10 protein-coding genes and 2 pseudogenes are annotated in these 12184 nt (G+C 52.6%); 7 read left to right on the top strand and 5 right to left on the bottom strand.

Translation table 11 applies throughout. The annotated features are described in order from the left end of the window. Positions 1-72 precede the first annotated feature (72 nt). From ACWWJF_RS10915 to ACWWJF_RS10900, 4 genes and pseudogenes are all read left to right on the top strand, one after another. Positions 73-1404: an IS4 family transposase gene (locus tag ACWWJF_RS10915; RefSeq protein WP_455869442.1), complete on the top strand. Its 1332-nt coding sequence runs from the start codon at positions 73-75 to the stop codon at positions 1402-1404. 186 nt (positions 1405-1590) lie between these two features. Further along, positions 1591-2570, top strand: a pseudogene (locus ACWWJF_RS10910) (IS3 family transposase); the annotation flags it as partial. A 103-nt stretch (positions 2571-2673) separates the two neighbouring features. After that, positions 2674-3711, top strand: a complete 1038-nt coding sequence (locus ACWWJF_RS10905) for an IS481 family transposase (protein WP_455869441.1) — start codon at positions 2674-2676, stop codon at positions 3709-3711. Between the two features lie 103 nt (positions 3712-3814). Further along, positions 3815-4506 (top strand): IS1 family transposase gene (locus ACWWJF_RS10900; RefSeq protein WP_455871039.1). Its coding sequence is split into 2 segments (ribosomal slippage): positions 3815-4055 and positions 4055-4506, totalling 693 coding nucleotides; the frame shifts between segments, so codons are not numbered across the junction. Between the two features lie 15 nt (positions 4507-4521). Here ACWWJF_RS10900 and ACWWJF_RS10895 read toward each other — a convergent pair. The 4 genes and pseudogenes from ACWWJF_RS10895 to trmB all read right to left on the bottom strand — a co-directional run. Next, positions 4522-5475 (bottom strand): annotated as a pseudogene (locus tag ACWWJF_RS10895) (IS256 family transposase); the annotation flags it as partial. A 293-nt stretch (positions 5476-5768) separates the two neighbouring features. Beyond that, the gene (locus tag ACWWJF_RS10890) at positions 5769-6482 is read right to left on the bottom strand and encodes a DUF2884 domain-containing protein (protein WP_455869440.1); all 714 of its coding nucleotides are present in this window, start codon (positions 6480-6482) and stop codon (positions 5769-5771) included. A 23-nt stretch (positions 6483-6505) separates the two neighbouring features. Then, positions 6506-6853, bottom strand: a complete 348-nt coding sequence (locus ACWWJF_RS10885; RefSeq protein ID WP_455869439.1) for a YggL family protein — start codon at positions 6851-6853, stop codon at positions 6506-6508. Then, entirely contained in the window at positions 6853-7572 is a 720-nt protein-coding gene (gene trmB, locus ACWWJF_RS10880) for a tRNA (guanosine(46)-N7)-methyltransferase TrmB (RefSeq protein WP_455869438.1), read from the bottom strand. The genes ACWWJF_RS10885 and trmB overlap by 1 nt, the downstream gene beginning before the upstream one ends. Positions 7573-7741: 169 nt before the next feature. Between trmB and mutY the strand changes: the two genes are divergently transcribed. The 3 genes from mutY to mltC all read left to right on the top strand — a co-directional run bounded on the left by mutY (position 7742) and on the right by mltC (position 10290). Then, on the top strand, positions 7742-8824 hold the full coding sequence (gene mutY, locus ACWWJF_RS10875; protein WP_455869437.1) for an A/G-specific adenine glycosylase: 1083 nt from the start codon (positions 7742-7744) through the stop codon (positions 8822-8824). 29 nt (positions 8825-8853) lie between these two features. Beyond that, positions 8854-9126, top strand: coding sequence for an oxidative damage protection protein (locus ACWWJF_RS10870; RefSeq protein WP_196905913.1), 273 nt, complete (start codon positions 8854-8856; stop codon positions 9124-9126). 90 nt (positions 9127-9216) lie between these two features. Continuing rightward, positions 9217-10290 carry a membrane-bound lytic murein transglycosylase MltC gene (gene mltC, locus ACWWJF_RS10865; RefSeq protein ID WP_455869436.1) on the top strand — a complete coding sequence of 358 codons (1074 nt, stop codon included), beginning with the start codon at positions 9217-9219 and terminating at the stop codon, positions 10288-10290. A 203-nt stretch (positions 10291-10493) separates the two neighbouring features. On the opposite strand, the gene ACWWJF_RS10860 is transcribed toward mltC, so the two are convergent. Then, positions 10494-11662 (bottom strand): IS3 family transposase gene (locus ACWWJF_RS10860; protein ID WP_455869435.1). Its coding sequence is split into 2 segments (ribosomal slippage): positions 10494-11407 and positions 11407-11662, totalling 1170 coding nucleotides; the frame shifts between segments, so codons are not numbered across the junction. Positions 11663-12184 lie beyond the last annotated feature (522 nt).

The following is a 12184-nucleotide window of genomic DNA, read 5'->3' as shown; positions in this document are numbered from 1 at the left end:
GAAATAGGCAGCCGGTGGGGTTGTAAATGAAGTGAAACCGACGTGTACTATCGCCATTTACGGCGCTGAAAAATGACACGGGATTCAGATGGCTGGGCACACCAAGAACTGGAAGGGGTAAATCTTGGTGACACGAGGCTCAATAAGCGTGCCAAAGGGCTTTTGATACGGCTGGCTGAGAATCCGCAAGCCAGCATTCCGCATGCGTGCCTCGGATGGTCTGAGACGCTGGGTGCTTACCGCTTCATGGAGAACCAAGCATTCGAATGGCGAGACATTCTGCAACCTCACTGGCAGCGTACGCAGGAAAGGATCCGAGAACACGAGGTTGTGCTGTGTATCCAAGACACTACCGAGCTTGACTTCAACGGGCAGCAAATCCAAGGCTTGGGTCCCTTGAACTACGAAGCCAGGCGTGGTCTGTACCTGCATCCGACCTACGCGGTCAGTCCGGATCGCGTGGGGTTGGGCGTACTGGATGCGTGGATGTGGGCAAGAGAGCCGAAGGATGCAGACGGAAAACGCGATGGGCTCAAGGAGAGTACGCGCTGGCTCGAGGGATACGAGCGAGTTGCTGAACTCGCCTCGGAGTTGCCAAACACACGTCTGGTGTACTTAGCCGATCGCGAAGCGGATATCAAGGCGTTGATGCAGCTCGCTGATGACCTTGGCACTCCGGCTGACTGGTTGATCCGCTCGACTCATAATCGCAGTCTGGACTGTAATGAGAAGCTTTGGCAGAAGGTTGGAAAGACCGTGCCGGTGGGAGAAATCCAATTCGTTATGGCGGCTCGCGCGGGGCAGAAGGCGCGTACGGTGAAACAGGCGCTGCGCGTGAAGCGAGTGTCGCTGCGTTGCGGGTTGGCAGTGACTTGTGTGATAGCCAAGGAAATTGAGCCGCCAGCAGGCGTGAAGCCGGTCGAGTGGCGGTTGCTGAGTAATCGCGTACCTGAAGGACGAGAAGATATCGTGGAGCTGATCGACTGGTATCGGGCTAGATGGGAAATCGAGATGTTCTTCAATGTGCTGAAGAACGGCTGCTGTGTCGAAGCGTTACAGTTATCGACCGTGGATCGCATTGAGCGGGCATTGGCGCTGTTCATGATCGTGGCATGGCGCATCGCCTATTTAATGCGTATGGGACGAACCTGTCCAGAGCTGGACGCAATGTTGTTCTTTGATTCCGACGAGACTCATGGCGCTTACCTACTGATGAACAAGCGTATGCCCAAGGGCCGCCCTAAGCTAAACGAAGTATTGCGCTTAGTTGCGCAACTGGGAGGCTTTCTTGCTCGAAAAGGCGACGGTGAACCAGGCGCAAAAACTATCTGGAAAGGCTTGCAGAAAGTCATGACGGTCGCCGAAACGCTACGCGCGCTCAGGCACGAACAGAGATGTGTATAACGAGGTGCCCTCAAGCCATATCGTTATACACATCTTTTAGCCATTTTTTGAACAGGATGCTCAGAACCCCGTGAATTAAGGCATTCAAGCCATCCCATTGGCTTTTTGAGGTTCAAAATGCCACTCTGAGATAAACCCGTAACTCATTGATTAAACAGTGCGTTAGAAAGATGTGTATAACGATATGCCCTCAAGCAGGTCCGGGAGCTACAGCGCCTTCTGGGTAAGAAGACGATGGAAGTTGAGATCCTCAAAGAAGCAGTGGAGTACCGCCAGTCGCGAAAATGGATAGCGCACGCGCCCTTGTTGCCAAAGGACGGGGAATAGCTCTGGTCAGCCGCGCCATGAGCGTGTCGCGTGCGCAGCTGTCACTGCGGGTTAACCGTTCTGCCGACTGGCTGGACAGGCGCAGCAACCGGCGTAATGACGAAGCTGATGCTGAGATATTATCGGACATCCTCCGTATCATCAGCGACATGCCCAGTTACGGTTACCGCCGAGTGTGGGGTATCCTGCGTAAGCAACGTCGTGCAGAGGGACTTCCACCGGTGAACGCCAAACGGCTTTACAGGATAATGAGCGAGCATAACCTGCTGTTGTTGCATGATAAAACTGAACGTCCGAAGCGGGAGCATAAAGGCAAAATCGCGGTAGCAGAGAGCGATATGCGCTGGTGCTCAGATGGCTTCGAGTTCGGTTGTGACAACGGCGAGAAGCTGCGGGTGACGTTCGCACTGGACTGCTGCGACCGGGAGGCCATAGACTGGGCAGCGAGCACCAGGGGTTATGACAGTTCAACCGTGCAGGATGTGATGCTGAGGTCGGTGGAAAAACGCTTCGGTAGCGCGCTGCCGGATAAACCAGTACAATGGCTGACGGATAATGGTTCAGCGTACACAGCGCATGAAACGCGGAAGTTCGCCAGAGAACTGAATCTGGAGCCCTGCACAACAGCTGTGAGCCGTCCACAGAGTAACGGCATGGCAGAACGGTTCGTGAAGACGATGAAGGAAGATTACATCGCCTTCATGCCAAAACCCGATGTGCGAACAGCGCTGAAGAACCTTGCAGCGGCGTTCAATCATTACAATGAAAACCATCCGCACAGTGCGCTGGGATACAACTCCCCAAGAGAATATCGGCGCCAGCGGGCATCGTTAACTTAAGTGTATTAGTCGCGACTTGATCTGACACTGGACCTTGAAAGGTTGAGAGTTACCGGTTTTGATATGGGTGTCGAATCCTTATACAAAACACGAGGTAACTCTCATGCTTCATACTAACAATCCCATCATCAAACACAAAGCCGGCCTGCTCAATCTCGCCGAAGAACTCGGTAACGTATCAAAAGCCTGTAAAATCATGGGGGTGTCACGCGACACGTTTTATCGCTATCAGGAACTGGCGGCAGAAGGCGGCATTGACGCTCTGGTTAACCAAAACCGCCGGGTTCCCAACCTGAAAAACCGTGCTGATGAAGCCACTGAACGTGCGGTTGTTGATTACGCCATTGAGTTCCCGGCTCATGGCCAGCACCGGACCAGTAATCAGCTGCGTAAAAAAGGCGTCTTCATTTCTGGCAGCGGTGTGCGCTCCATCTGGCAACGACACGATCTGGAAAACTTTCGTAAGCGCCTGAAGGCACTTGAGGAAAAAGTTGCCAGAGAAGGCATCGTACTTACTGATGCTCAAATCGCTGCACTGGAGAAGAAGGCGCACGACGACGAAGCCTGTGGTGAAATAGAGACTGCTCACCCGGGTTATCTGGGGTCGCAGGACACCTTCTACGTGGGTAATCTGAAAGGTGTTGGCCGTATCTACCAGCAGACGTTCGTGGATACGTACTCGAAAGTGGCGCACTGCAAGCTTTACACGAGTAAAGCACCGATCTCTGCCGCCGACCTGCTCAATGATCGCGTGCTGCCGTTCTACGAAGCTCAGGGGCTGCCAATGCTAAGAATACTGACGGACAGGGGGGGGACGGAGTACTGCGGTAAAGTGGAACAACATGACTATCAGCTGTACTTGGCTATCAACGATATAGACCATACGAAAACGAAAGCGATGTCTCCGCAGACAAACGGTATCTGCGAGCGCTTCCATAAAACTATTTTGCAGGATTTTTATCAGGTTGCGTTCCGTAAGACGTTATACGAGGACCTAGAAAGTCTACAAAAGGATCTGGACAACTGGTTGTGGCATTACAATAATGAGCGAACTCATCAGGGTAAAATGTGCTGCGGGCGTACGCCAATGGCCACGTTACTTGATGGTAAACGAGTCTGGGCAGAAAAAAATCTGAACTAGATTTAATCTGACAGACACCTGTATAAATAACCGGTAACTGTCAGATCAGGTCTGAGCTAATACAACTTAAGATACAAAAGCTGTCCGGAGATGGTGGGTCAAGATCACTGTTTTTGTTCATTGCCCTCTCTGCCATTCAGATAAAGTTTATCGACATGGCCTTAGTCCAACTAAGCGCGAACGCTTCCGGTGTCACTGCTGTCGCCGTGTATTCCAGCTTACCTACCGCTATGAAGCGCGAAAGCCGGGAGTCAAAGAGCAGATCGTTGATATGGCCTTCAACGGTGCCGGTGTTCGCGATACCGCCAGAACGTTGAAAATCGGCATCAATACGGTCATCCGGGCTTTAAAAAGCTCTCGCCCCGCAGGATAACGTCTTCTCCCGTTGCTCACGCCGACGTCGCCCTTATCTGTGAACTTGATGAGCAATGGAGCTTCGTTGGCAGTCAGGCGCTACAGCACTGGCTCTGGTACGCTTACAATACCAAAACGGGCGGTGTTCTGGTCTACACTTTTGGCCCCCGAACCGATGAGACCTGCCGTGAATTGCTGGCTCTGTTGACACCGTTCAACATCGGCATGATTACCAGTGACAACTGGGGCAGCTATGCAAGAGAGGTTCCGAAGCAGAAACATCTGACTGGCAAGATCTTCACGCAACGCATAGAGCGCAATAACCTGACGCTCCGTACCCGCATTAAACGACTGGCGCGTAAAACGATTTGCTTCTCGCGCTCCGTCGAGATCCACGAAAAAGTCATCGGAGCCTTCATCGAAAAACACATGTTCTACTAATTGGAGTCATTACCCCAGATTGCTCCAGTTCGTCTGCCAGCTCCGGCTTATCTGTGGATAGCGGCTGTCCCATGCGCTGGCGAATGCTTCCAGCGCCTGCTGGCCTGCTTCTTCCGTAGCGGCCTGATAAATGGCTTTCAGGTCGCGTGTGACGGCTTTGTAGTCCTTCCAAGGGACGAACCTCAGGCTGTTGCGTACCATGTGCACGATGCACAGCTGGATGCGGGCTTCCGGATACACCGCGTTGATGGCGTCCGGGAAGCCTTTCAGACCGTCAACACAGGCGATGAGGATATCGTTCAGGCCGCGGTTTTTTAGTTCTGTCAGCACATTGAGCCAGAACTTCGCGCCCTCGTTTTCGGCCAGCCACATACCCAGCAGTTCTTTCTGGCCCTCGATGTTGATACCCAGTGCCAGGAACACGGATTTATTGATGACGCGACTGTCCTGCCGGACCTTCAGGATGATACAGTCAAGGTAAACAATGGGATAGACTGCATCCAGTGGACGATTTTGCCATTCAGTAACCTGTTCCATCACGGCGTCGGTGACCTTCGAGACCAGCGCCGGTGAGACATCCGCGTCATACAGCTCTTTGAACGCAGACGCTATCTCGCGGGTGGTCATCCCTCTGGCGTACAGGGACAGGATTTGGTTATCCATCCCGGTGATCCGGGTCTGGTTTTTCTTCACCAGTTATGGTTCGAAGGAGCCATCACGATCGCGCGGAGTACGTAGTTCCAGAGGGCCATCGCCGGTGGTCACGGTGTTTGTGGAATAGCCGTTGCGGGAGTTGGCCCCCGGTTTGGGCTGATTTTTATCGTAGCCCAGATGGTGGGACATTTCGGCGTTGAGAGCAGCCTCAACGCTGATTTTCTTCAGCAGGCGATCGAATTGGCTGAGATCGTCAGGGGTTTTGAGATTTTTGGCCAGTTCGTTAGCCAGAGCCTGCAACTGTTTTTCGTCCATAAATTAACCTGTTTTTGATGTTGGATTGAACATATCAAAATCAGGCAATTACACAAATTTATGTACAGGGTCCCCTTTAAAGGTCATCCACTTACTACTTCACATTTATTCTTCTTTATTTTTACAACGGCATGAGAGAAATAGAATCGAGTAAAAGCATGATATATGTATAACCATAACTAGCTTTCACAAATCGGCTATACGCCTTGCCAAGTTCCGGGGATAAAGCGGGGGCATAAAAAAGCCACTCTGACGAAATACTTGTTTTCATCAGAGTGGCGCTGTAGATACGATTACGGCAGGGATTTAAGCAAATGCTTACGCTGGTTTTCCAGTGAAATGACTCGCTGGCATACATCCTTGCCAAAGCGCTGGAACGTGAGTTCCTGGCTGTTCCACTCAGTTTGAATCGCTTGTTGCAGGTTGCCAAGGTTACCCATCATCGCCTGCAACGGATTGCCGCCGCTGGAAAGCTGCTTTACACCCATCTCGTTCAGGCTGTCTTGCAACACACCGCCAAGGGCTTGCTGCACCAACTGGCGGCCATCCTGCTCCACCTGTTTGACGGCCTGGTGATGAAACGCAATGCCATCGCTGCGCGGCTCGAGAATGCGCGCCATCTGCTGCTTGAGTTGGGTATCCAACGTGGTCAGACGGGCACGCACATTGCTGTCACTTCCAAGTTCCTTAGCAATGACACCATCCAGCGCCACGCGCGCTTTTTCCCGATGCGCCTGTGCACCCTGCTCAATCCACGGCAGTTGCTGACGCAAATCCGCTTGATACGCTTTCGCCTGCTGACGTTGTGCCGCAGTAAGCGTTACTGCCGTCTGGTTGCGGGTGACATCGCCCTGCGGCGAAATCACCAGATTGCCACTTGCGCCAACCACCTGCACCTGTTGCGGTGTAATGAAGATGTCATCCTGCGGATTCACTTCACATTGATACGCCGCCTGTGCCTGCCAGGAAAACAAAGCCAGCAGAGAGAGCATTACCGATCGCAACATGTCGTCTTCCTATAAAAACAGAATCAGGAGAGCAGATTTTCCGGCAGATCCCACCAGATATCGAACAGTTCGCTAACTTTAACCTCTTGCAACTGTTGGGCTTTCAGCCAGGCAACGACCTGCTCACGGTGCGCATCGGTACAATGGCCGGTCTTCTGCAAGCAGATTAACCCTTCCCAATGCAGATAACCGCTGCCTTCAAATGCCAGGCCAGCCGGATCAATCACATCGTCAACAAACTTATCCAGAGTGGCATCGATGGTATCGACCGACGTGCCCTCAGCAAAACGCCAGCTTACCGAAAAGCCCAGTTCCTGAAACTCATCAATGTGTAACTTTTTGCACAAACGACGACTGCGTTGTTGTGCCATTATTCTATCCTCTCAAACATAAGATCCCATACTCCGTGGCCCAACCGCTGGCCGCGCGCTTCGAACTTGGTTAACGGGCGAGATGATGGGCGAGGAACGTAGTCCTGTGTGGCAGAGAGATTACGGTATCCCGCCACATCGCGCATGACCTCAAGCATATGTTCCGCATAAGGCTCCCAGTCTGTCGCCATATGAAACACACCACCCTTAGCCAGCTTGCGCAGCACCCGCTCCGCAAAGGCTTTTTGTACAATACGACGTTTATTATGGCGCGCTTTATGCCAAGGATCAGGGAAAAAGAGCTGCACCATGGCCAGCGCCCCGTCGGGAATCATCTGCTCCAGCACTTCTACCGCGTCATGACACATCACGCGCAGATTGCTCAGATTAGCGTCCTGCGCCGCTGCCAGGCAGGCACCGACGCCGGGAAGATGAACCTCAATCCCTAAAAAATTTTGCTCAGGGTGTTGCTCTGCCATGGTGACCAGCGACGCCCCCATGCCAAACCCGATTTCCAATACCGTCGGCGCTTCGCGACCGAAAAGCGCGGTAAAATCGAGCGCCTGTGCCTGATACTCTACCCCCATCACGGGCCAGTAGTTATCCAGCGCCTGCTGCTGTCCATTGGTTAAACGCCCCTGACGGCGCACAAAACTGCGAATACGGCGCAGCGGACGCCCATTCTCATCAAACTCCGGTGAAATGACGTTATTGATCATAAAAAACGTGTGCCGATGGCCTGTTCAAATTCGCCCAAAGAAAGGCGCATTATGCAAGGATACCGCGGTTTAGCAAGGGGGATACCTCGGAAAGTTCCGGTTTACAGCACATTCACTCTGTGCTGGAATCGCTGTCAGACTTTTCACCCGGCAAGAGAGTGGCTTTTTTATGATGCAAGCGCAGCCGTTCGCGCAGCAGGTGTTGGCATGGTATGAGCGCTATGGCCGCAAGACACTGCCGTGGCAACAAGAGAAAACGCCTTATACCGTATGGCTCTCCGAGATCATGTTACAACAGACGCAGGTCACCACGGTCATCCCCTATTTTCAACGTTTTATTGCACGCTTTCCCGATGTACGCACCCTTGCCGCCGCCCCCTTGGATGAGGTGCTGCACCTGTGGACCGGGCTGGGTTATTACGCGCGTGCACGCAACCTGCACAAAGCCGCGCAAACCATCGTGGAGCAACACGGCGGAGAGTTTCCTACCACATTGGACGCCGTTTGCGCGCTACCGGGTGTCGGGCGTTCTACCGCGGGCGCAGTGCTGTCCCTTTCTCTCGGTCAGCATCACCCGATTCTTGATGGCAATGTAAAACGCGTGCTGGCACGCTGCTACGCGGTAGCCGGCTGGCCGGGTAAAAAAGAGGTTGAGCACCAGCTCTGGTCCCATAGCGAGCAGGTTACACCCGCACAAGGCGTTAGCCAGTTTAATCAGGCGATGATGGATTTAGGTGCAATGGTGTGCACCCGCAGCCGCCCCAAATGCGAACTTTGCCCACTAAGCAACGGTTGCATCGCTTATGCCAACCACAGCTGGGCCAGCTATCCGGGTAAAAAACCGAAGCAGACGTTACCGGAAAAAAGCGCCTGGTTTCTATTACTGCAACGAGGTAATGACGTATGGCTGCAACAGCGGCCTGCCAGCGGGTTATGGGGCGGATTGTTTTGCTTTCCACAATTCAACACCCATGATGATGTGGAACCTTGGCTGCAACAACGCGGTCTGAAAATCACAGATGTGCAGCAATTGGTGTCGTTTCGCCACACCTTTAGCCATTTCCATATGGATATTGTTCCGCTCTGGCTCGCATTACCCAATGACATTCCTCACGCTTTGCACCATGCTTGCATGGAGGAAAAGACCGGTATCTGGTATAACTTGGCGCAACCGCCCGCCGTTGGGCTAGCTGCACCGGTGGAACGACTATTACGTATGTTAACGCTACACTCCGGCGGCAGTTTGATCTGACCAGCACGCGTTATCCAAGAGGAATCAGCATGAGCAGAACTATTTTTTGTACTTTTTTACAACGTGAAGCCGAAGGGCAGGATTTTCAGCTTTATCCGGGAGAATTGGGCAAACGCATCTATCAGGAAATTTCGAAAGAGGCGTGGGCGCAATGGCAGACCAAGCAAACCATGCTGATCAACGAGAAAAAGCTCAATATGATGAACGTGGAGCACCGCAAACTGCTGGAACAAGAGATGATTAAGTTCCTGTTCGAGGGTAAAGAGGTCCACATCGAAGGCTATACCCCTCCCAGCGCATGATATCAGGGCCTTGTGGCCCTTTTGTCTCTTTATGCTGACACCGCGTTGCTAATGAACCGTTAATAACAAGATACTTATAACGAATCATCTATGAAGAAATTGCTAGCGTTGTTGCTCGTTGCGCCCTTGCTGATCTCCTGTTCCGGCAAGCGCGGCGATCTCAATAATGAAGAATTCATCAAGGATACCAACGCCTTTGACATTCTGATGGGGCAGTTCGCCCACAACATCGAGAATATCTGGGGCCTGAACGAAGTGCTGATTGCCGGCCCGAAAGATTACGTCAAGTATACCGATCAATATCAAACCCGTAGTCACATCAACTTTGATGCCGGTACGATTACTATCGAGACCATTTCAGCGACCAATTACGTCCCGAGTTTACGCCAGGCCATCATCACCACACTGTTGATGGGCGATGACGCCAGCAATACGGACCTCTACTCTGACGCCAATGACATTCAAATCAGCCGTGAACCAATGCTATACGGCCAGGTGTTAGACAACACCGGACAACCCATTCGCTGGGAAGGGCGCGCCGCCAGCTTTGCCGATTATCTGCTGCAAAACCGCTTGCAGAAACGGACCTCCGGACTGCATGTGATCTGGTCTGTCACTTTCCAACTGGTGCCAAACCATCTGGACAAACGTGCGCATAAATATCTGCCGCTGATTCGTCAGGCTTCCGAACGCTATGGCATTGAAGAATCGCTGATTCTGGCAATCATGCAAACCGAATCCAGTTTCAACCCTTACGCGGTCAGCCGTTCTGACGCATTAGGACTGATGCAAGTAGTGCAGCACAGCGCCGGACGTGATGTGTTCAAGAGCAAAGGAAAATGGGGGCAGCCGAGCCGTAGCTACCTGTTCGATCCTGAGAATAACATCGATACCGGCGTGGCTTATCTGGCGATTCTGAAAAACACCTATCTGGGTGGTATCGAGAACCCTACCTCACGTCGCTATGCTGTTATTACGGCGTATAACGGTGGTGCGGGCAGCGTGCTGCGCGCATTCTCCAGCGACAAGGACAGGGCCGTTAGCCTGATCAACCAAATGTCGCCGAGTGAAGTCTACGATACATTGACCACCAAGCACCCGTCAGCCGAATCGCGGCGCTATCTCTACAAGGTCAACTCGACGCAGAAAAACTATCGCCGTTAAAACTGTCACGGTTAAAACCGCAGCGGTTAATCAACGTTCCCTTTTAGCATCACGATGCGCCAGAAGGGGATTTTTTTCAGATAACGCCTTTCAGCCTTTCGTCCGGTTCCCACACGCCCTTTCCACATGCCATGCTTTCACGCGTTTGTCCGCCGCTGACGTTTTTTTGCCAGCACAGACGAGAAAGGGTAGCATTGTAGTGGTCAACTAATATTGGCCACCGCATTAGACTGTATGTAGAACAGTCGCTCAGATTCGTTTGGAGTTAAGCCGCCGTTATACCAGTGAGGCCGGATAGCGCTGTAATACCCCGTGATGTAGCGGATAATCGCGTCCTGGGCTTCGCTGAAGCTGTTGTAACCCTTTGTCGGCACCCATTCTGTCTTCAGGCTGCGGAAGAACCGCTCCATTGGCGCATTATCCCAGCAGTTACCCCGCCGACTCATACTCTGCTTTATCCGGCAGCGCCACAGGGCTTGCCGGTATTGACGGCTGGTATAGTGGCTGCCCTGGTCGCTGTGGAACATGACTCCTGTTGGTTGTCCCCGGAGTTCCCAGGCCATCTGCAACGCTTTAACTGTCAGCGCCGAGTCCGGCGACGTCGACATGGCCCAGCCCACCGGTTTGCGGGCGAACAGATCTAGCACCACCGCAAGGTAAGCCCAGCATTTGCCCGTCCAGATGTAGGTCACATCGCCGCACCAGACCTGATCCGGCGCGGTAACCGCGAACTGGCGGTTGAGATAGTTCGGTATTTCAACGTGTTCATTGCCGCCGCGTTTGTATTTGTGAGCCGGTCGCTGGCAGCTGGCGATACCCAGCTCCTTCATCAGCTTGCCAGCCAGCCAGCGCCCCATTTTGACACCGGAGCTGCCGGTGACGATGGTCGCGATACTTCGAGCGCCGGCAGAGCCGCCGCTGGCGTTCCAGGCTTCCATGACGCGGCTACACTTAACCACGCGCTCACCGTCGGGTTCATTAGCGGAAGCCTGCCAGTGCCTGTAGCTGCTGCGATGTACCTCAAAAGTTTGGCACAACGGCGTGACCGGGTATCGCGCCCTCAGCCTGTCGACTACCGTGAACCGTTGAGTGAGTCCGACATTAAGAGCGCCGTAGCCTTTTTTAGGATTTCGTTCTCCATTTCAAGGCATTGGACTTTTTTCTTCATCTCACGCAGCTCGAGCTGTTCAGGGGTAAGAGGAAGTCCCGTTGGCGTTTTTCCCTGTCGTTCAAGGCGAAGCTTATTGACCCAGCGACTAATGGCAGAATGGCTGACATTAACCGCCTCTGCGGCCTTAACGTATGTGTAGCCGTGGTCGACAACCAGCTTTGCGGCTTCGAGCTTAAATTCCGCCGTAAAATGTTTACCCATGAGGTCACCTGTCGTGTTGATGAGGTGAGCATATCACCTCCGCTCAGGTGGCCAGTATCAGTGTGCCACTACAGAGTAAAAAACGGCGTCATAGTGGCACGATTTTTTTGCAAACACAATACGCCCAATAGCAATTGCGCCGAATAAGAAAACGTTTGCCTGGCAGGTATTCAAACCCAGAAAAGCCATTTTTGCTGTAAAAACGCACGTCACTGCTCGAATTCACAGCATTCGTACGGGAATGTGATATAAACTCATTGACGGCACTGACCCAATACGGTTTAATTCGCCCCGTTGCCCGGATAGCTCAGTCGGTAGAGCAGTGGATTGAAAATCCCCGTGTCCTTGGTTCGAGTCCGGGCACCACTTCTCCTTTTTTATGCCTCCCTATACGTTCCTATAAATCCCTATGTATCTGTAATGTAAGCAGAGTGGCATAAAAATCTTTCCCGATGCTTTCTTAGTTATCCCCTACGTATCCGGAAAAAAGTGGGTCAAATTACGGGTCATTCAGTTCGATGA

This window comes from Symbiopectobacterium sp. Eva_TO, assembly GCF_053848865.1.
Note: the sequence above shows the minus strand (reverse complement) of the source record. Positions and strands in the feature narration are given on the sequence as shown.